Annotated in this window: 20 protein-coding genes and 1 tRNA gene; 16 read left to right on the top strand and 5 right to left on the bottom strand. The window is 65.5% G+C overall.

What is annotated here, in order from left to right:
* Positions 1–51 precede the first annotated feature (51 nt).
* Positions 52–1,962 (top strand): AMP-binding protein, encoded by a 1,911-nt coding sequence (locus tag UC32_RS17365; RefSeq protein ID WP_045732439.1) that lies wholly within the window; start codon positions 52–54, stop codon positions 1,960–1,962.
* A gap of 11 nt (positions 1,963–1,973) precedes the next feature.
* Here UC32_RS17365 and UC32_RS17360 read toward each other — a convergent pair whose 3' ends face one another.
* Both UC32_RS17360 and UC32_RS17355 read right to left on the bottom strand, forming a co-directional pair.
* Positions 1,974–2,687: a response regulator gene (locus tag UC32_RS17360; RefSeq protein ID WP_045732438.1), complete on the bottom strand. Its 714-nt coding sequence runs from the start codon at positions 2,685–2,687 to the stop codon at positions 1,974–1,976.
* 3 nt (positions 2,688–2,690) lie between these two features.
* Positions 2,691–4,394: a sensor histidine kinase gene (locus UC32_RS17355; RefSeq protein ID WP_082072202.1), complete on the bottom strand. Its 1,704-nt coding sequence runs from the start codon at positions 4,392–4,394 to the stop codon at positions 2,691–2,693.
* Positions 4,395–4,575: 181 nt separating this feature from the next.
* Between UC32_RS17355 and UC32_RS17350 the strand changes: the two genes are divergently transcribed.
* The 10 genes from UC32_RS17350 (at position 4,576) to UC32_RS17305 (ending at position 14,179) form a co-directional block, all read left to right on the top strand.
* The gene (locus tag UC32_RS17350) at positions 4,576–5,919 is read left to right on the top strand and encodes a cation:dicarboxylate symporter family transporter (RefSeq protein ID WP_045732437.1); all 1,344 of its coding nucleotides are present in this window, start codon (positions 4,576–4,578) and stop codon (positions 5,917–5,919) included.
* Between the two features lie 220 nt (positions 5,920–6,139).
* On the top strand, positions 6,140–7,039 hold the full coding sequence (locus UC32_RS17345) for a ParA family protein (protein ID WP_045732436.1): 900 nt from the start codon (positions 6,140–6,142) through the stop codon (positions 7,037–7,039).
* A gap of 7 nt (positions 7,040–7,046) precedes the next feature.
* On the top strand, positions 7,047–7,859 hold the full coding sequence (locus UC32_RS17340) for a segregation and condensation protein A (protein WP_045732435.1): 813 nt from the start codon (positions 7,047–7,049) through the stop codon (positions 7,857–7,859).
* Positions 7,856–8,521 carry an SMC-Scp complex subunit ScpB gene (gene scpB, locus UC32_RS17335; protein ID WP_045732434.1) on the top strand — a complete coding sequence of 222 codons (666 nt, stop codon included), beginning with the start codon at positions 7,856–7,858 and terminating at the stop codon, positions 8,519–8,521. Before UC32_RS17340 ends, scpB begins: the two co-directional genes overlap by 4 nt.
* 113 nt (positions 8,522–8,634) lie before the next feature.
* The gene (locus UC32_RS17330; RefSeq protein ID WP_045732433.1) at positions 8,635–9,846 is read left to right on the top strand and encodes a pseudouridine synthase; all 1,212 of its coding nucleotides are present in this window, start codon (positions 8,635–8,637) and stop codon (positions 9,844–9,846) included.
* 3 nt (positions 9,847–9,849) lie between these two features.
* Positions 9,850–10,959, top strand: coding sequence for a prephenate dehydrogenase (locus UC32_RS17325; RefSeq protein WP_045732432.1), 1,110 nt, complete (start codon positions 9,850–9,852; stop codon positions 10,957–10,959).
* Positions 10,959–11,672, top strand: coding sequence for a (d)CMP kinase (cmk, locus tag UC32_RS17320; RefSeq protein ID WP_015936745.1), 714 nt, complete (start codon positions 10,959–10,961; stop codon positions 11,670–11,672). The genes UC32_RS17325 and cmk overlap by 1 nt, the downstream gene beginning before the upstream one ends.
* 31 nt (positions 11,673–11,703) lie before the next feature.
* Positions 11,704–12,384, top strand: a complete 681-nt coding sequence (locus tag UC32_RS17315) for a lysophospholipid acyltransferase family protein (protein WP_045732454.1) — start codon at positions 11,704–11,706, stop codon at positions 12,382–12,384.
* A 10-nt stretch (positions 12,385–12,394) separates the two neighbouring features.
* Entirely contained in the window at positions 12,395–13,945 is a 1,551-nt protein-coding gene (gene der / locus UC32_RS17310) for a ribosome biogenesis GTPase Der (RefSeq protein WP_045732431.1), read from the top strand.
* 157 nt (positions 13,946–14,102) lie between these two features.
* Positions 14,103–14,179: transfer RNA gene (locus tag UC32_RS17305), tRNA-Pro, on the top strand.
* A 100-nt stretch (positions 14,180–14,279) separates the two neighbouring features.
* Here the strand turns inward: UC32_RS17305 and UC32_RS17300 are convergent.
* Together UC32_RS17300 and UC32_RS17295 are read right to left on the bottom strand one after the other, a co-directional pair.
* Positions 14,280–14,570, bottom strand: a complete 291-nt coding sequence (locus UC32_RS17300; RefSeq protein WP_045732430.1) for a hypothetical protein — start codon at positions 14,568–14,570, stop codon at positions 14,280–14,282.
* 441 nt (positions 14,571–15,011) lie between these two features.
* Positions 15,012–15,881 (bottom strand): Fpg/Nei family DNA glycosylase, encoded by an 870-nt coding sequence (locus UC32_RS17295; protein ID WP_045732429.1) that lies wholly within the window; start codon positions 15,879–15,881, stop codon positions 15,012–15,014.
* A gap of 163 nt (positions 15,882–16,044) precedes the next feature.
* Between UC32_RS17295 and gcvH the strand changes: the two genes are divergently transcribed.
* The 5 genes from gcvH (at position 16,045) to UC32_RS17265 (ending at position 19,131) form a co-directional block, all read left to right on the top strand.
* On the top strand, positions 16,045–16,431 hold the full coding sequence (gcvH, locus tag UC32_RS17290; RefSeq protein ID WP_015936750.1) for a glycine cleavage system protein GcvH: 387 nt from the start codon (positions 16,045–16,047) through the stop codon (positions 16,429–16,431).
* A gap of 157 nt (positions 16,432–16,588) precedes the next feature.
* A complete protein-coding gene (locus UC32_RS17285) occupies positions 16,589–17,065 on the top strand; it encodes an FHA domain-containing protein (protein ID WP_015936751.1) in 477 nt (158 codons plus the stop codon).
* A gap of 23 nt (positions 17,066–17,088) precedes the next feature.
* Positions 17,089–17,805, top strand: coding sequence for a transcriptional regulator FtsR (gene ftsR, locus UC32_RS17280; RefSeq protein WP_045732428.1), 717 nt, complete (start codon positions 17,089–17,091; stop codon positions 17,803–17,805).
* Entirely contained in the window at positions 17,805–18,308 is a 504-nt protein-coding gene (locus UC32_RS17275; protein ID WP_015936753.1) for a bifunctional nuclease family protein, read from the top strand. The genes ftsR and UC32_RS17275 overlap by 1 nt, the downstream gene beginning before the upstream one ends.
* A gap of 229 nt (positions 18,309–18,537) precedes the next feature.
* Positions 18,538–19,131: a MerR family transcriptional regulator gene (locus UC32_RS17265; protein WP_045732426.1), complete on the top strand. Its 594-nt coding sequence runs from the start codon at positions 18,538–18,540 to the stop codon at positions 19,129–19,131.
* A 70-nt stretch (positions 19,132–19,201) separates the two neighbouring features.
* Here the strand turns inward: UC32_RS17265 and UC32_RS17260 are convergent, their stop codons facing one another.
* Positions 19,202–20,020, bottom strand: a complete 819-nt coding sequence (locus UC32_RS17260) for a ParA family protein (RefSeq protein ID WP_045732425.1) — start codon at positions 20,018–20,020, stop codon at positions 19,202–19,204.
* Positions 20,021–20,300: the final 280 nt, after the last annotated feature.

Here is a 20,300-nt window from a genome sequence, read left to right as displayed (position 1 = left end):
GACCTTGGCTAGCATTGCCGCAACACAACGTCGTGGACGGGATGCACTTTCATGGTTGACAGCTATCGGGAATCGTACGATCAGAGCCTTGCCGACCCGGCCGCATTTTGGCTTGGAGCCGCGTCGAGGCTGGAGTGGTCCACGCCGCCCCTCCAAGCACTGGACGCAAGCCGGGCACCGCTGTACGGCTGGTTCCCCGACGGCGTCCTGAACACCTCCTACAACGCGCTGGACCGCCACGTGGAGGCAGGCAGGGGGAACCAGGACGCCCTGATCTACGATTCGGCAATGCTCGGCACCCAACGCCGTTTCACCTATGCGGAACTGACCGGGCTCGTGGCGGACTTTGCCGGCGTCCTGCGGAACCGGGGCGTCGGCAAGGGCGATCGCGTAGTGATCTACATGCCGATGATTCCCGAAGCAGTCATCGCCATGCTCGCGTCGGCGCGGCTCGGCGCTGTGCATTCAGTGGTCTTCGGCGGATTCGCTCCCAAGGAACTTGCTGCCCGGATACGCGACGCCAAGCCGGCCGTGGTGGTAACGGCCTCCGGCGGCCTTGAGCCGTCCCGCCGGATCGAGTACCTTCCCGCTGTTGCGGAGGCGCTTACCTTGGCGGACCTGCCCGGCCTCCCCATCATTGCCAAGGCCAGGGACGGCTTCGCGGCCCGGGCGGCTGACTACGGATGGCTGGATTGGGATGCGGAGATGGCCGGCGCCGAGCCTGCCTCTCCCGTCGATGTGGCCGCCACCGACCCGCTCTACATCCTGTACACCTCGGGCACCACCGGGACGCCCAAAGGCGTAGTGCGCGACAACGGCGGGCATGCCGTCGCGCTGGACTGGACGCTCAGGAACATCTACGGTGCCGGCCCGGGCGACGTCATGTGGACCGCGTCGGACGTTGGATGGGTAGTGGGGCACTCCTACATCGTTTACGGTCCGCTGCTGGCAGGGGCCACCAGTGTGCTGTATGAGGGAAAACCCGTGGGAACCCCTGACGCCGGCGCCTTCTGGCGGGTGGTCAGCGACCACCGGGTCAGCGTCCTCTTCACCGCTCCCACGGCATTGCGCGCCATCAGGAAGGCGGACCCTGAAGCGGCACTGCTGCGGGACTACGACATCTCTAGCCTGCGTACCCTGTTCACGGCGGGGGAGCGGCTGGACACCGATACCTTCCATTGGGCTTCCCGGTCACTGGGAATCCCGGTGGTGGACCACTGGTGGCAAACGGAAACAGGATGGGCCATCTGCGCCAATCCGCGCGGACTGGAGGAACTGCCCATCAAGGCAGGTTCTCCCAGCGTCCCCATGCCCGGCTTCAGGCTGGCCATCGTTGATGGACTGGGAGAGGAAGTGGAGCCGGAGGTTGAAGGGAACATCGTGCTGGGACTGCCGCTGCCGCCCGGGACGCTGACCACCCTCTGGGGAAACGACGAACGGTTCGTCTCGTCCTACCTGCAGGCCTTCGAAGGCTGTTACGCCACCGGAGACTCCGGCTACCGGGACAGTGACGGGTACGTCTTCGTCATGGGGCGGACCGATGACATCATCAACGTCGCCGGCCACCGCCTCTCCACCGGAGCGATGGAGCAGGTGATCGGCCAGCACCCCGCGGTGGCCGAATGCGCGGTCATCGGCCTTGCTGATCCGCTCAAAGGACAGCGTCCCAGCGGCTACGTCGTCCTCAAGTCCGGCGTCGACATCCAGGACGACGTGTTGGCTGCCGAGCTGGTGGCGATGGTCCGGCGCGACATCGGTGCCGTCGCGGACTTCAAGCACGTCACGGTGGTGGATGCGCTGCCCAAGACGCGGTCAGGGAAGATCCTCCGCAAGACGATGCGGCAGATTGCCGACGGTGTGGAATACACCGTTCCCTCCACGATCGAAGACGTTGGGGTTATCGAACAGCTCATCGGAACACTGCGGCCTGAAATCCCGGGACCAGGACCACTGCAGCACTGACCGGGACCTTCTCAGCGCCCGCTCCAGCGGTACTCGTTCTCCGGACGGCCCGGCGTCCCGTACCTGGCCGTCCGCTGCACAGTTCCGGCATCGGCCAGGTACTCAAGGTACCGGCGCGCCGTGACGCGGGACATCCCCAGCGCATCCATGACCTCGGTGGCGGACACTGCATTCCGCTGTGCCTTGAGGAAGTCCTTGACGGATTCCAGAGTGGAAGTGGACAGCCCTTTGGGGAGGGGAAGCTCGGACGGCGCCCGCAGGCTCGCGAAAGCCTGGTCCACTTCACTCTGGGAGGCGCCGGCCTTTCCTGCCGCACCCGTGCCGTCCGCCAGTTGCTGGCGGAACTGGCGGTAACTCTCGAGCTTGTCCGAGAACGTGGCGAAAGTGAACGGCTTAATGAGGTACTGCACCACGCCGATGGCTACGGCGCTGCGCACGACGGCGAGCTCCCGGACGGCGGTGATGGCGATGATGTCCGCGAGCAGGCCGGCCGCCCGCATGCGGCGGGCAATGTCCAGCCCGTGCAGGTCCGGGAGGTTCATATCCAGCAGGACGAGTTCCACGGGGCTGCCGGAGGCCGCGAAATCTCCCAGCAGCCGCAGCGCCGATTGCCCGTCGGGCGCCGTGCCCGCCAGCTCAAACCCCGGCAGCCGTCCAACGTAGGCCGCGTGGGCGGCCGAGGCGATGGCTTCGTCCTCCACGACGAGGACGCGAATGTTTGTCACGCTTTATGCTCCCTTTCCGGCAGCGTCTGTCCCGGCAGCCGCTCCGGTGTTTCTCTTCCGGGCGCCCGGTGGATTTCCGGGCGCGGCCGGGTCCGGCACCACCGCCGCGGGCAGGAACACCTCGAACTTGGCACCCCGGCGCCCGTTGATGACCAGCGAGCCGCCCAGGCGCTGCACTGCCTGGCGGACCAAGGCCAGGCCTATGCCACGCCCGCCGGGGCCGGCGGGTTTGGTGCTGAAACCATGCCGGAACATGTTCTCCGCAGATACCGGGTCAATGCCGGCTCCTGAGTCATGGACTGCGATATCCAGCCCTTCCTCGTCAGACTCTACCGTCAGCTCAACCCGGCGCGGCGGGGGAGCGTCGGCCGCGGCATCGATGGCGTTGTCCAGCAGGTTTCCGAGGACCGTGACCAGGTCCTGCACTGCGATCCCTGCCGACGTGCCCGAACCGAGGGCGGTGACTTCCAGGTGCACTCCGCGCTCATGCGCTTCAGCCGCCTTCCCCATCACCAGCGCGCCAAGGACCGGTTCGTCCACCGAGCTGACCATGTCATCGGTGAGTTGCTGGCTCAACTCCAGGTCCTTCGTGGCGAAATCCAGTGCCTCCTGGGTCCGTCCCAGCTCCAGCAGCGACACCATGGTGTGCAGCCGGTTGGCATGTTCGTGGGTTTGTGCCCTCAGGGCATCGGAAAGGGTGCGCATGGTTTCCAGCTCATTGCCCAGCGCCTCAATCTCCGTCCGGTCCCGGAGGGTGGCCACCGTACCGTATACGGGCGTCCTGCCCCGGGGGCCGAATGCCTCCGGCCCCTTGGCAGGGCCCTGGTTCACTACCAGGACCCGGGACCCGGTGAGGACAATCTCGTCACTGGCCGGGCGTCCGGATTCGAAAAGGCCGCGGAGTCCCTCGTCGAGCGGAAGGTCGGACAGTGATGGCGGCCGGGTGGGGTCGCTGCTGCCGGTCTGGGCAAGGCCGAGCAGCTCTGCGGCCTGGTCGTTGTACATCACCACCCGTCCCCGGGTATCGATCAGGATCAGGCCCTCGCGGACAGAGTGAAGCACGGATTCGTAGTAGGCGAACAGCTGGGAGAGCTGCTCGGGCCCCCAGCCGCGCGTGACGCGCCGGAGGTACCTGCCCAGGAGCCATGAGGCCAGCGAGCCGCCCACCAGCAATGCGAGTCCGATGGCGGCAAGGGCCGGAAGGCGCGCCGCGAAGGCGACGTCGACGGTGCCCACCGTGACCCCGGCGGCTACCAGCGCACGGACCGTACCGGCGTCGTCCTTCACCGGAACGATGGTGCGCACGGAGGGTCCCAGCGTGCCGGAGGTGACCTCGGTGAAGGTCTCGCCCCGCAGCGCCGCGTCGATGGACCCGATGTACGGCTTGCCCAGCTCCTCGTTCCGGGGGTGGGTCCAGCGGGTCCGGTCCGGGGCCATGATGGTGATGAAATCGACGTGGGCTTCCTCCATGACGTCGAGGGCATAGGGCTGCAGCATCGACGACGGGTCCCGGGTCCCGGCGGCCTGCAGCACCAGCGGGTTGGACGCGATCGAGGTGGCGATGCCGGTCATCCGCAGGCCGGCTTCGCTGTATGTCCGGTCCCGGGCGTCCACGTAGGCCGCCGTTCCCACCACGGCGATGAAGGACACCACAATCAACAGGTTCGCCACGAAGAGCCGGCGGGCGATACTCCAGCGGTGGATCATCAGTACCTTTCCCTCCGTCTCCTGGCGCCTGGCTGGGTCACCCAGCACCTGGACCGCGACCAATATGAACGCAACGGTGAGCTGGATCACGGTGTGGCCAATGATGGATATCACACCGCAGGACGTGTGAGCCCAGTGACTGTGCCGCAGCGTCTATCAGATTATCCAAAGGAGACACATCATGGCTTCTCAACGGGGAGAGTCCCTGGACACCGCGGCGCCGCGGCGCAAAGGCCTCGACAAGTCGCATTACCTCTACATCGCCGTTATCGCCGCCGTCATCCTGGGCGCCCTGGTGGGCCTGCTGTTCCCTGAGGTCGGCAAATCCCTCAAGCCCCTCGGCGACGGGTTCATCAAGCTCATCAAGATGATGATCGCCCCGGTGATCTTCTGCACCATCGTGCTGGGCATCGGCTCCATCGCAAAAGCCGCAACGGTGGGCAAGGTCGGCGGCCTGGCGCTGGGCTACTTCGTGGTCATGTCCACGTTCGCCCTGGCCATCGGCCTGGTGGTGGGCAACCTGATCCACCCCGGCGAGGGACTCAAGCTTACGCCGTACGATCCCAACAAGAAGGCCGCCACTGACAGCACCGTGGACTTCCTGCTCGGCATCATCCCGGGCGACATCCCCGTACTGCCCACCCTGCTCGCAGCGATCCTGGTCGGCTTCGCACTGCAGAAGATGGGACCCTCCGGAGCTCCCATCCTGAAGGCCATCGGCCACGGACAGGCGCTCGTCTTCCGGATCCTGATCATGATCATGTGGCTGGCTCCCGTCGGCGCCTTCGGTGCCATCGCAGCAGTGGTCGGCGCCACCGGCTTCCAGGCAATCGTCAGCATGTTCACCCTGATGATCGCGTTCTACATCACCTGCGCAGTCTTCATCGTGGTCATCCTCGGCGGCATCCTCCAGGTGGTCTCCGGCGTCAACATCTTCAAGCTGATGAAGTACCTGGGCCGCGAATACCTGCTGATCTTCTCCACGTCCTCGTCCGAAGCAGCACTGCCCCGACTGATCGCCAAGATGGAGCACCTGGGTGTCTCCAAGCCGGTTGTCGGCGTCACCGTTCCTACTGGCTACTCCTTCAACCTCGACGGCACGGCCATCTACCTGACCATGGCCTCCCTGTTCGTGGCCAACGCCATGGGAACCCCGCTGGACCTGGGCGCCCAGATCTCCCTGCTGATCTTCATGATCATCGCGTCCAAGGGTGCCGCAGGCGTCACCGGTGCCGGCCTGGCAACGCTCGCTGCAGGCCTGCAGGCCCACAAGCCCGAACTCCTGGGCGGCGTTGGCATGATCGTCGGCATCGACCGCTTCATGTCCGAGGCCCGCGCCCTGACCAACTTCACCGGCAACGCTGTTGCCACCGTCCTGATTGGTACCTGGGTCAAGGAAATCGACGGCGGACAGGTCAGCCGGGTCCTCTCCGGCGAACTGCCCTTCGACGAGCAGACCATGATCGCCGGGCACGGCGAGCTGGCGCCGAAGGAAGAAGGCGCCAAGGCTGCCGCCAGCGCCTAACCCGCATTTCAGCCAAACGGCCCCCGGAGCACGCTCCGGGGGCCGTTTCGCGTATCAGGATCCTCAACCTTCGACCTCAACTAGAGGGTCAAGGCTCAACATTCGAAGAAAGTCAAGTTGCCCGGAATGCCGTGTCGGCGGCTGTAGCCTTGGAGGGAAGGAACGGCGCTGGGGATCCAGCGGCAAGCAAGTCACCGTCATCGAAAGTGTGGACAGATACGTGAGCAGCGAACAGGGTGCGGCAACTCTGGAAGGCACGGAATTCGACCTCGACAACGCGGTGATGGGCCCTACGGGTCGCCCATTGCGTGAGTTCCCCGAACCCGCGCCGCTGCCCTCCCACGGCCCCGCGCGCGTCATCGCCATGGTCAACCAAAAGGGCGGAGTCGGGAAGACCACGTCCACCATCAACCTGGCGGCGGCTCTCGCCGAATACGGGCGGCGCGTCTTGCTGGTGGACTTCGACCCCCAGGGTGCGCTGTCGGCCGGCCTGGGCGTCAACCCCCACGAACTGGACCTCACGGTCTACAACGTCCTGATGGACCGCAAAGTGGACATCCGTGAAGCCATCCACCACACCGGCGTGGAAAACGTCGACCTGCTGCCTGCCAACATCGACCTCTCCGCCGCCGAAGTTCAGCTGGTCAACGAGGTAGCCCGCGAACAGGTTCTTGACCGTGCACTGAAGAAGGTTGAAGACGATTACGACGTCGTCCTCATCGACTGCCAGCCGTCCCTGGGCCTGCTGACCGTCAATGCCCTCACCGCCGCCCACGGCGTCATCATTCCGCTGATCTGCGAATTCTTCGCCCTGCGCGCGGTGGCGCTGCTGGTCGAGACCATTGACAAAGTCCAGGACCGGCTCAACCCGCGCCTTCAGGTCGATGGCGTCCTGGCCACTATGTACGACGCCCGCACCCTGCACAGCCGGGAAGTCATCACCCGCCTGGTGGAGGCTTTCGGGGACAAGGTATTCGAAACGGTCATCAAGCGTTCCATCAAGTTCGCGGATGCCACGGTGGCCGCTGAGCCGATCACCAGTTACGCCGGCACCCACGTGGGAGCGGACGCCTACCGCCGCCTCGCCAAGGAGCTCATTTCGCGCGGCGGCGCACCCTAGCCACGCCGTGGCTGAAACCAAGCCCGGCTTCGAGGTGCGGCTGGCCAACTTCACCGGCCCGCTCGACCTCCTTCTCGGACTGATCGCCAAGCACCAGCTCGACATCACCGAAGTTGCCATCGCAACAGTCACCGATGAGTTCATCAAATACATCCGCAAGCTCCAGGAACTTGGCGAGGACTGGGCACTCGACGAGGCCAGTGAGTTCCTGGTCATTGCAGCCACACTGCTGGACCTGAAAGCAGCCCGGCTGCTGCCCGCCGGTGAGGTGGAGAGCGACGAAGACATCGCCCTCCTGGAAGCCAGGGACCTCCTGTTTGCCCGCCTGCTGCAGTACAAGGCCTTCAAGCAGGTGGCGGGGCTCCTGGGCGGTACCCTCCACGATGAGGGCCGCCGGTTTCCCCGCCAGGTGGCCCTCGAGGAGCACTTCGCCTCGATGCTTCCGGAACTTGTGTGGAAACACACCCCGGAGCAGTTCGCCGCCCTCGCCGCCGCGGCCCTCCGGCCCAAGGCGCCGAAGCCAACCGAGGTTGGCCTGGGGCACCTGCACGGCGGCACTGTCAGCGTGAAGGAACAGGCGGAGATCCTGGGGATCCGCCTGCAGCAGGAATCCCCACTGACCTTCAGGGCACTGACCGCAGACGCCGACTCGACGCTGGTGGTGGTGGCACGGTTCCTGGCTCTCCTGGAGCTGTACCGGGACAGGGCAGTGGCCTTCGACCAGCTGTCACCGCTGGCGGACCTGGCCATCCACTGGACGGCAGGGGAGCGCGAATGGTCGGCGGAGAACCTGAGCGAAGAATATGAGGAGCAACCGTGAACAGCGCTGACAGCCCCGAGGGCCGCAACGATGCCCAATCATGGCTCCGCCACCTGCCCGGTGGCGCCAAGGCCGCGCTTGAAGCAGTGCTCATGGTGGTCGACCAGCCGGCCACCGAAGATGAACTGGCGGCCGGTCTGGAACTGACGCTGGGGGAGGTCCGAAAGTTGTTGGCGGATCTTCAGGCGGATTACAACGGGTATACTGTTAAAGCCCCGGATGAGGAGCAGGCCAGTTCAGCTGGCTTTGGCTCCAGCCCCCGGGGTTTTGAATTGCGGAACATCGCCGGTGGCTGGCGGATCTACTCCCGCCCCGACTTCGCCGACATCGTCGGCAAGTATGTGCTCGAGGGGCAGACTGCCAGGCTCACACAGGCGGCATTGGAAACGCTGGCGGTCATCGCTTACAGGCAGCCCGTTTCCCGGGCTCGGGTGTCTGCAATTCGCGGGGTCAATGTTGACTCTGTCGTACGGACACTTGCCCAGCGCGGGCTGATCGAGGACGCGGGGACAGACCCCGAGTCCGGGGCCATCCTTTACCGGACCACCTCCTACTTCCTTGAACGGATGGGAATCAGCTCTGTGGCCGGGCTTCCCGAGCTTTCCCCGCACCTTCCGGGGCTGGAAGGCATCGCGGAGTTCTACGACGCCGACAGAATGTAGGTCCGGAAACTCCGGCCCGCATATGAATATCCACCAGGGCAGATAAATTCTGCCCGGCTGGCTAGGGTTGTCCGTGGACAGCTTTTGCCGGCCAAAACAGCAGAGGACGGGTCATGACACAGGCGGGACGCCAGGGTTCACCACGTAACAGCTCCGGACGCGGCGGCGCGGACCGGAACAAGCAGCAGGGCAACAGCCCCCGCAGGGGGGCCGCCGGCGGAGGATTCGGCGGAGGTTCCACCGGCGGCGGCCAGCGGGGCCAGGGCTTCGGCAGCGACCGGCCGCACCGCGCCCCGAAACCGCGCGAAGAACGGTTCATCGACCCGGATCTGGCCGGTTCCCAGCCGGGCGGCGCGTCGGAGCGGTCCAGCAAGCCTTCTTCCCGGAAGCCGGCAGCCCGCAAACCGGGCGCCAAGAAAGCCCCGGGTACCCCGGGCGCCCTGAAGCCCAAGCCCCGCACTGGTGCGCCCGGCGCTGCGGCCTCCCGCGCCTTCGGCAGCGAACGCTTCGGGCAGAACCTCGGGCCGGTCCGGAAGCCGGGACGCAAGAAGCGCCCCCGCACGGACGTGCCACAGTCGGAGCTGCACGACGCCGACGGCGTACGCCTGCAAAAAGTCATGGCCTCTGCTGGAGTCGCATCCAGGCGCGTCTGCGAAGAGATGATCGCCGAAGGCCGGGTTGAGGTGGACGGCCAGGTAGTGACTGAGCTGGGTGTCCGCATCGACCCCACCACCGCCGTCATCCACGTGGACGGGCTGCGCATTCAGCTGGACGAAAACCTCGTCTACATGGTGTTCAACAAGCCCAAGGGCGTGGTCTCCACCATGGAGGATCCCGATGGCCGGCCGTGCATCAGCGATTTCCTCAAGAGCAACAAGAACACCGGCGAGCGGCTGTTCCATGTGGGCCGCCTCGACGTCGCCACGGAGGGGCTGCTGCTCCTGACGAACGACGGCGAACTGGCCAACCGCCTCACCCACCCTTCCTACGAAGTCCCCAAAACCTACCTGGTCCAGGTGCGCGGCCCGTTCCCGCAGGGAATCGGCGCGCAGCTGAAGGCCGGTGTGGAACTCGAAGACGGGCTTGCAGCCGTGGACTCCTTCCGCCTGGTGGACTCCACTCCCGGGCACGTCCTGATCGAAGTGGTGCTGCACTCGGGCAAGAACCGCATTGTCCGCCGCATGTTCGATGTCGTTGGCTTCCCTGTGCAGCGGCTGGTCCGCGTCAAGGTGGGACCCATTGGTTTGGGCGACCAGCGCCAGGGCAGCATCCGCAATCTTGGCAAGCAGGAAGTCGGCCATCTGCTGGCGTCCGTAGGACTCTGAGCCATGTCCGCGTTCAAGAGCCACGGCCGCGGGCACCTGGACGGGCCCGTCGTCGTGATCGGCACCGGATTGCTGGGGACGAGCATCGGCCTGGGCTTGAGGGGCCGCGGCGTGCCTGTCTTCCTGTCCGACCCTTCGCCCACCAACCAGGCGGTGGCTGTTGACATCGGTGCTGGCCGGCCCCTCGCGGAGCTGGGCGGTGCAGCACCGCAGCTTGTAGTGGTGGCGGCTCCGCCGGACGTCACGGCCGGGGTAGTCACCACCGCGCTGTCCGATTACCCGGACGCCGTGGTGGTGGACATCGCCAGTGTTAAGGCAGGCATCCTGTCGAGCCTTCGGAGCAGCGGCACCGACCTCGCCCGCTATGTGGGGACGCACCCGATGGCCGGGCGCGAAAAGTCCGGGCCGGTTGCGGCCCGCGGCGAGTTGTTCACGTCCATGCCGTGGGTGGTGTGCCCCTCGGAGGAAACTTCCCCGGCAGCCCTGCAGGTTGCGCGTTCACTGGCGACCGACCTGGGCGCGGTCGTCTCGCAGTTCACCCCTGACGAGCACGACGAAGCCGTAGCACTTGTTTCGCACCTGCCCCAGGTGATGTCCTCCTTGTTGGCCAGCCGGCTGCAGGGAACACCGCTGCATGCGCTGTCCCTCGCAGGGAACGGGCTGCGTGACGTCACCCGGATCGCCGCCAGCGATCCCACCCTGTGGGTGCAGATTCTGGGTGGCAACGCCGGCAAGGTAGTGGACATCCTCTACGGCGTCAGGGAAGACCTGAACCGCCTGATCGGAACGCTGGAGAACCCCACCGCGCCGGGGGCGAGGCTGGACCTTGCCCAGCTGATGAGCGAGGGCAATGCCGGCCAGGCCCGGATCCCCGGCAAGCATGGCGGCCCGCCGCAGGCGTATTCCTGGCTGACCGTGCTGGTGGATGACCGGCCCGGCCAGATTGCGCAGCTGCTCACCGAGATCGGTGAGATCGGCGTGAACCTGGAAGACCTGCGGCTTGACCATTCCTCCGGACAGAACGTCGGTATGGTGGAAATATCCGTGCTGCCCAATAAGCATGACCACCTGATCGAAGCCCTCAACGACCGCGGATGGCGGGTACTTCAGTAATGACACAAGAACTCCTCGAATCCGTGCGCGCCCTGCGCATCGGCCGGCCTCTCGTTGTTGCCATCGACGGGCCCTCCGGCTCCGGCAAATCCAGCGTCAGCAAGGAAGTGGCCCGGAGGCTGCGGATTGCCTACCTGGACACCGGAGCGATGTACCGGGCCCTTACCTGGCACTGCGTCACCACCGGCATTGACCTGGAGGACGCCGCAGCCGTGGAACAGGCCTCGCGGGACCTGGTGCTGGAAGTCAGCACCAGCCCCAACGAGGAATACGTCAGGGTGGACGGCGTTGACGTCACCGACGCCATTCGCGAGCCCGCGATTTCCTCCGCCGTCAGCGCGGTGGCCACCACCCTGGGTGCGCGGACAGAACTGATCCGCCGCCAGCGCGACCTGATCGAAAAGCACCACCGCCGCATGGTGGTGGAGGGCCGGGACATCACCACCGTCGTCGCCCCCGGTGCCGAGGTGCGCATGCTGCTGACCGCCAGCGAGGAAGCACGGCTGCGCCGGCGCGGCCTCCAGCTCGGCGGGACGCAGAACGCCGAGGAACTGGCAGCCCAGGTCACACACCGCGACGCGAAGGACTCAGCGGTGGTGAACTTCACCCAGGCTGCCTCCGGCGTAGTGACCCTGGACTCCTCAGACCTTGACTTTGAGCAGACCGTGGACGCCGCACTGGTGATTGTCACCAAGGTCCTCAACCGTGACTGAGGGCGCCGCCGGGACACCCGCGGGCTGGACCATGGCCTGGAGCCGGCCTGTCGGCTGGATCCTTGACCACCTCGTCTACCGCACCACCGTGACCGGCAGGGACAACGTCCCCACCGGCGGGCCGGTAATCTTTGCCGGCAACCACATCAGCTACCTGGACGGGCCGGTCATGTTCGGGGCTGCCCCGCGGCCCATGCACATCCTGGTAAAGCAGGAGATGTTCAAGGGATTCCTTGGCCGCGTCCTTACCGCTTCCGGGCAGTTGCCCGTGGACCGGCGCGGCGACCGCGCCGCGCTGCAACGGTGCAAGGACGTGCTCGACGCCGGGCGTTGCGTCGGGATCCTGCCCGAAGGGACGCGGGGGAGCGGGGACGCCGCGGGTATCAGCGGTGGCGTTGCCTGGCTTGCGCTCAACTCCGGGGCGCCCGTGGTGCCGGTGGCCATCCTGGGCACGCGTGTTGGCGCGGAGCACCTCGACTCCGTGCCCCGGCCGGGCCGCCGGTTCCATGTGGCCTTCGGTCCCGCACTCACCCTGAGCCGCAAGGCAGGGGAAACAGGCCGTGCTTCAATGGACAGGGCGGCGCAGGAAATCCGCGCAGCGCTGGCCGGGCACGTCCGCGACGCCATTCAGCTCAGTGGGCAGCCGTTGCCGTTCGCTGATGCTCCCCAAGACTTAACAGCAGTAGCCGGGACGCCGGCAGATGACCACTAAGGACAGTGCAATGAGCGACACCACGCAAACATCCGGGCATTCCGGCTCGGCCGAGTACGAGTACACGCCTTCGGGCACCGACCAGGTGGCCGAGCGGCTTGCGGCGATCGGCGACGACGAAGCCGAACTCCGCGCTGCCTCCCTCCGGGCAGGCCTGGAAGACTACGAGCTGGATGAGGAAGATGCCGCCCTGCTGAGCGGCGAATACGGCGACGAGGACATGGACGGTCCCGTCAAGCTCGATCCTGTCCTGGCCATCATCGGCCGGCCCAACGTGGGCAAGTCCACCCTGGTGAACCGCATCCTCGGCCGCCGCGAAGCAGTGGTGGAGGACACCCCGGGTGTCACCCGGGACCGCGTCATGTATTCGGCGAACTGGAACGGCCGCAACTTCACCCTGGTGGACACCGGCGGGTGGGAGCACGACGCCCGTGGCATCCACGCCCGCGTTGCCGAGCAGGCCGAGATGGCCGTGGAACTCGCCGACGCCGTCCTCTTCGTGGTCGATTCCGCCGTCGGTGCCACCGCCACGGATGAGGGCGTCATGAAGATGCTCCGCCGCAGCAAGAAGCCGGTCATCATGGTGGCCAACAAGGTGGACGACTTCGCGCAGGAAGCCGACAGCGCCGCATTGTGGGGCCTGGGTTTCGGCGAGCCGTACCCGGTCTCCGCCCTGCACGGCCGCGGCGTGGCTGACCTCCTGGACCACGTCATGGATGTGCTGCCCGAGTTCTCCACCGTTGAGGGCGTGGAGCGTTCGGGCGGTCCCCGCCGCATCGCGCTGATCGGCCGCCCCAACGTGGGCAAGTCCTCGCTGTTGAATAAGCTGGCAGGAACCGAACGCGTGGTGGTGGACAACACCGCCGGCACCACCCGGGACCCCGTGGACGAGTTCATCGAACTCGGAGACCGCACCTGGCGCTTTGTGGACACTGCAGGTATCCGCCGCCGCCAACACATGGCGCAGGGCGCTGACTACTACGCCTCGCTGCGGACCCAGGCTGCCCTTGAGAAGGCGGAGGTCGCCGTCGTGCTCCTCGCCGTGGACGAGGTCCTTAGCGAGCAGGACGTCCGGATCCTTCAGCTGGCCATCGAGTCAGGCCGCGCCCTGGTGCTGGCCTTCAACAAATGGGACCTGCTCGACGACGAACGCCGCCGCTACCTGGAACGCGAAATCGAACAGGACCTGGCCCACGTTGAATGGGCCCCGCGCGTGAATATCTCGGCCAAGACCGGTTGGCACAAGGACCGCCTGGTCCCCGCACTGGACCTTGCCCTGGAAAACTGGGACCGGCGCATCCCCACCGGCCGTCTGAATGCCTTCCTCGGCGAGCTGGTGGCCGCCCACCCGCACCCCGTCAGGGGCGGAAAGCAGCCGCGCATCCTCTTCGGTACCCAGGCCTCCAGCCGGCCGCCGAAGTTCGTGCTCTTCACCACCGGGTTCCTCGATCCCGGGTACCGCCGGTTCATCACCCGCCGGCTTCGGGAAACCTTCGGCTTTGAGGGCACGCCCATTGAAGTCAGCATGCGCGTCCGCGAAAAGCGCGGCAAAAAGCGCTAAGCGGGTGTTGCCTCCGACACGTCCGGGCCAGAATCCCGGAAAGTGTCATCCGCACCCCTTTCGATCGTGTAAGCTCTTCTAGGTGGTTCGGCCGGACTGCTGATGGAAATCTTCGGAGGAATCCGGGATGACCTGCAGCGGAGAACGGCAGAACCAGCGGGCTGTAGCGCAGCTTGGTAGCGCACTTGACTGGGGGTCAAGGGGTCGCAGGTTCAAATCCTGTCAGCCCGACCACGAAGGGCCGCTTTCCGGAATATCTCCGGAAAGCGGCCCTTGTGCTTTAACACCCGCGGGTTTGCTTGGAACCCGCGGGCAGCCGTTCCGCGTGGTGGCGTCAGTACCGCACGCGGATCACGTAGCAGTTCCTTCTGTTGTCATACCTGTCGCCCCACTCAAACCAGTGGTTGCCGCGGCGGTCGAAACAGATGAAGAGGAACCGGTGATCGCGGTGGTCGCGGTCACGGTCGCTGCGATCGTGCCGGTCCTTGTCGTACGTCCTGGAATAGGACGTGTTGTGGTCGCTCACCTTGTCGTTGCTGCTTGCAAAAGCTGCAGTTGCCGAGCCGCCGAGCGTGAGTCCTGCCACCAGGACAGTCGAGCTCAAGAAACGCGCTGTTCTCTTCATTGCATTTTCCTCAGGTAATCGAATGGATCGATACCCCGCAGGAGCAGGCAAGCAGGCAGAACGGGCAGGCACGGGCCGTTATACTGGCGCGGTCCACGTCGTCGTCGACTCGCCTGTCTGCGGTTGTCACTCAAGCCTGTCGCGTGGGCATGGAAGCCTGGGCTTGAGGGTGCGGGCGCCGGCCCAGCACGTGAACCCGTTTCCCCCGGTTCACGGTTGAGGGGGCGCTTCAGTGATGACTGAACACATTGAGTTGGCCCGGAAGGGCACTTTGTGCGGGAAATGAGCGCCCGTGTCTGGACCCTCATGCAACCAGTTCGCGTCCGTCCCGTTGTGTTCATCCGGTGGACGTGGCATCAAGGATACTAAGCCGGTATCTGCGTGTGAAGGCGATGAACGCAAATAGGGTAGGCCCGGGCAGGAAATGGGGCGGCCGAAGTCCTACTTCAGGAATTTGGATGTACGGCGGTCCGCCAGGATTTTGCCCTTGGTCTGGCAGGTGGGGCAGTACTGGAGAGCGGTGTCGGCGAACGACACCTCCCGCACAGTGTCCCCGCAGACCGGGCACGGCAACCCCGTGCGCGCGTGGACGCGCATATGGCTGCGCTTGACGTCTTTCAAATCTTTCGGGGGCTTGCCCTGGGCTTCGGCCAGCGCTTCGCCCAGGACGCTGTGGATGGCCTCATACAGCACCTGGACTGTTTCCCGGTCCAGGGATTTGGCGGTGGCAAACGGCGAAATGCGGGCCGCATGCAGGATTTCATCGCTGTAGGCGTTCCCGATGCCGGCGATAACGCTCTGGCTGCGCAGGAGGCCCTTGATCTGCTGGGAACTGGCCCCGAGGATCTCACCCAGCATGCCGGCGTCGAACGCCTCCGTAAACGGGTCCGGCCCGAGCGTGGCGATCCCGGGCACGTCCTGCGGATCCCGCACTACGTACACCGCCAGGCTCTTCTTGGTGCCGGCCTCGGTCAGGTCGAACCCGCGTGGCCCGTCCGGGCCGGAGAAAGCACAGCGGACGGCAATCAGTCCTTTGCCCATTTTCAACTGGCTGTCCGCGGGGGAGTCCGTGAAGCGGAGCCAGCCGGCGCGGGCCAGGTGGAACACCAGGGACATGCCATCGGTGTCGATGCTGATGAACTTTCCGAAGCGGCGGACTCCGGCCACGGTGCGGCCCTCCATCGCGTTGAACGGTGGATCCGCCGTCTTGAGCACCGCGAAGGAGACAACCTGCAGTTTGGTCAGGACGGTGCCACGCAGCTGTTCGTCCAGGAAGGTGGCCAGGCCGGCCACCTCGGGAAGCTCCGGCATGGTTACCCGCCCTCTCCGCACAGTCCGGCACAACGAAGCGCGCTCATGCGTCCCATCTTCGCAGACAGCCCCGCGAACGCCCCGGCAGATATGCCTATACTTTCAGCGGCGGTTCGTTTCCGCGTCCCCTGACCTTGGTGTCCAGCCCTACGAAAGGCCCCCAATGAGCAACATTCCCGAAGACCTGTCCTACACCGCCGAGCACGAGTGGGTCACTGCCCCCAACGCTGATGGCGTGGTCCGCGTGGGCATCACCGACTTCGCCCAGGACGCCCTTGGGGATGTTGTGTACGCGCAGATGCCCGAAGTGGGTACAAAGGTTACGGCCAACGAAGTGGTGGGCGAAGTCGAATCCACCAAGAGCGTCAGCGACATCTACGCGCCGGTTTCGGGCGAAATTGTTGCCCGCAACGAGTCGCTGGACTCCGATTCCGCTCTCATCAACACGGATCCGTACGGTGACGGCTGGCTGATCGAGGTCAAACTCGCCGAAGCAGACGCCGTTGACTCGTTGCTCAGTGCATCCGAGTACGAACAGCAGGTAGGCTAAAGCTAACCGGTAAATCCGGTCCGGCCCGCCTCGCAGGCTCGGACGTCTTCGCACGTCAACGGCCGGATGCGGAGCCGGAACCGGACCTGCCGGGAAGGTCCGGCGGGCAAACGTTGGCTGCAGCCCTGACGGGCAGCAGCGGGAAGAGGAGGAATCCATGGCTGGCCACACACAGAACCCTGCCGATGGGGAATACGGCACGGGTGCGGCTAAGGCGTCGGAGACCACCTCGATCCATCTCACGCCCATCCGGGATGAGCCCACCATCGCCCCCAAGCTGTCCCTGGAGGAGCGCAACTCCGTGGAGGCACTGCCGGCTGGCTCGGCGCTCCTCGTCGCCCACAGCGGACCGAACGCCGGCGCGCGCTTCCTGCTTGACTCGGACGTTACGACCGCGGGCCGGCACCCTGACGCTGATATTTTCCTCGACGATGTCACAGTGTCCCGGCGCCACGTCGAATTCCGGCGGACGGCACGCAGTTTTGAAGTGGTGGACCGGAACAGCCTGAACGGCACGTACGTCAACCACGACCGCGTGGACGCCGTGGAGCTCAAATCGGGCAGCGAAGTCCAGATTGGCAAGTTCCGCCTTACCTTCTACCTGAGCCCTGCCACAGCTGCAGGCCGCGGCTGATCCGGGGACCGCTGCCTGTGGCAATGGCACAACCCGAACGCCGGGGCCCCCAGGTCCTGAACATTGGCGAGGTACTCGCCCAGCTCAGTGCCGACTTCCCGGGCATGACGGCGTCGAAGATCCGCTTCCTTGAGGAAAAGGGCCTCATCAATCCGCGGCGGACTCCGGCCGGTTACCGGCAGTATTCCGACGGCGACGTCGAACGTCTCCGGTTCGTCCTTGCTCTGCAGCGGGACCAGTACCTCCCCCTGAAGGTCATCAAGGACTACCTTGATGCCATCGACAGGGGAGAGCGCCCGGAGAACCTGCCGCCCGGCGTCGTAGTTTCACCGCGGATCGTTTCCGACGAACTTGCTGCGGAACTTCAGAACCATGGCCGCAAGCTCACCGAAGAACAGCTGCGGACGGAATCCGGCGCCAGCGTCCCGCTCCTGAAGTCCCTCCTGGACTTCGGCCTCATCAGCCACACCAACGGCCGGTTCGACGACCATGCCCTCCAGGTTGCGCGCGCCTGCGTCCAACTCGAGGGCCATGGACTTGAACCACGGCACCTCCGTCCCTTCCAGGCGGCGGCGGAACGGGAGTTCGGCCTCGTGGAACGCGCGGTGGCACCCCTGGCGTCCCGCAAGGACTCCGCATCCCAGGCGCGTGCAGCTGAGGCAGCCCGCGAAATCAGCGACCTCTGCCTCACCCTGCACCGCGCGTTGGTGCAGGACCACATCTCACGCATGGACATCTGATGATTGAAGTCGAGATTGTTGGCGTTCGGATCGAACTGCCGTCCAACCAGCCACTGGTGCTGCTCCGCGAAATGCATGGGGAACGTCATGTCCCCATCTGGATCGGCACGCCGGAGGCCAGTGCCATTGCCCTTGCCCAGCAGGGCGTGGTTCCGCCACGGCCCATGACGCACGACCTCCTCGTCGATGTCGTGGAATCGCTGGGCCACTCGGTGGTCAGCGTGAACATTGTTGCAGTGGAGGACAACATCTTCTACGGGCAGCTGCAGTTCGAGAACGGCACCACCGTCAGTTCGCGGGCTTCCGACGCCCTCGCCATTGCCCTGCGTGCGAAATGCCGTATCTGGTGCGCGGATTCGGTGATGGACGAAGCCGGAGTCCGCATCACCGAACACGACGAAGGCGAGGATACGGAGCCGAACCCCACGGTGGACGAGGAGCGCGAGCTACGCAGGTTCCGTGAATTCCTCGATGACGTGGAGCCGGAAGATTTCGACGGCTAGATCACGTTAAGGTTAAAGTTGAGGCTGAAAGTTTCGACACGCCACTTCAAAGCCCCAAGGTCTTTGACCTGGCGACCCTCCGGGCCTAACGTCGAAGTATCAAGTTCCCATTGCTTACGGCAGCCGCGCAAGTCACACTGGAAAGTGCGCCCCGCGAGAATTACATGCATGGTCTTCATGCCCACGCTGCTGCAGTTGTTCCCGGGAGCGTACGACAAGGAGGATCCAGGTGAGTCCTAAAGGTGAAGCAGGCGGGCTGAAGCAGCCCACGGCCGGTGCCGCCGTACCCGTAAGCGGTGCCCAGGGCCTCCTCTTTACCGAAGACCTCCCTGTCCTGGACGAGGACGCCGGCTACCGCGGCCCCACTGCGTGCAAGGCGGCAGGCATCACTTACCGGCAGCTCGACTACTGGGCCCGGACCGGACTGGTGGAGCCGGCCGTACGCGGCGCGGCTGGATCCGGTTCGCAGCGCCTCTACGGTTTCCGGGACATCCTTGTCCTCAAGGTGGTCAAGCGTCTCCTTGACACCGGAGTTTCCCTCCAGCAGATCCGTACCGCCGTGGAGCACCTGCGTGAACGGGGCGTGGAGGATCTCGCCCAGATCACCCTGATGAGCGACGGCGCCAGCGTTTACGAATGCACCTCCGCCGACGAAGTCATTGACCTCGTCCAAGGCGGCCAGGGCGTCTTCGGCATCGCAGTGGGCCGCGTATGGCGCGAGGTGGAGGGCAGCCTGGCGTCCCTGCCAAGCGAGCACGCCGCCGAACAGACGTTCCCTGACGACGAGCTCAGCAAACGGCGGGCCGCGCGCAAGATCAGCTGACCTCCAAGCCAACGAAAAGGGGCCGCACTCCTCCCGGAGGAGTGCGGCCCCTTTTCGTTAAGGTTTGTCCCTAGCGTGCCCGGTTGCGCAGGCCGCTGCCCGCAGCCATCAGGTTGGCCAGCAGCTCATCGAACAGGGCGGCAGCGGATTTGGCGGAGTCGCCCGGCCAGTGGTGCACCGGGTGCGCTGCGCCCTGGATCTGTTGCCAGTTGGCCTGCTCCGGGATCCGTGGGCTGAGCAGCAGCTCGCCAAACATCGACTCCATCTCGGCCAGCCGGTAGGTGTGCTCGGACGAGCCGGTCCGCACCCGGTTGGCGACGATGCCTGCCGGAGAAAGGTTGGGGGCGAACTCCTGCTTGAAGAGCTGGATGGCGCGCATGGTGCGTTCCGTGCCCGCCACCGAGAAGAGCCCGGGTTCGGCCACAAGTGCCACCTTGTCGCTGGCGGACCACGCCATCCGGGTTAGGCCGTTGAGTGACGGCGGGCAGTCGATCAGCACCAGCTGGTAGTTCCCGGCACCGGCCAGGACCGCAGTGAGCCGGCGAAGGTCGCGGCGCCCAAGGTCCGGGCGGTCGTAGATCCCCGTGTAGGCGGAGCCAACGGCGACATCCAGGACAGCGGGGCCGGAACCGTTTGAGTGGGCGCGGGCGCTCCAATTGCTCCGCACCACGTTCTCGGCGAGCTTTGCGCGGCGGGGGCTCTTGAGCATCCGTCCGATATCAAGCTGCTCGCCGGGCTGCACGCCCAGGGCCGTGGTGGCGTCGGCATGGGGATCGAGGTCCACCACAAGCGTCTTGATTCCCGCGGCCAGCGCCGCAGACGCCAATCCTGTGGTGACGGAAGTCTTGCCGACTCCACCCTTAAGGCTGCTGATGCTGACTACTTGCACTTGAGAAACCAAAACCTAACGCCGGATGCCGTGTTGGGGGTAATGTTTGCTCCGGCGGAACCGAAGCCGGACGGTCCTGCCGCCCTACTCATCATATGTGGATGCCGCGGTGAATCCTGCTTTATGGGCGCTCGGCATGGCACTGGCGGTGCAGCCGGGGCTGATCAGGACGGCCCGGCACAAACCGATCAGGACATGACGGGGAAATCTGTGATGGCTGACACAAAGATTTGTGTTTGTCCTTGTGGGTCCTAGACACTGTGACCACTCACCGATCCAC

Origin of the sequence: Pseudarthrobacter chlorophenolicus, assembly GCF_000962805.1 — a bacterium.
GTDB lineage: Bacteria > Actinomycetota > Actinomycetes > Actinomycetales > Micrococcaceae > Arthrobacter > Arthrobacter chlorophenolicus_A.
Note: the sequence above shows the minus strand (reverse complement) of the source record. Positions and strands in the feature narration are given on the sequence as shown.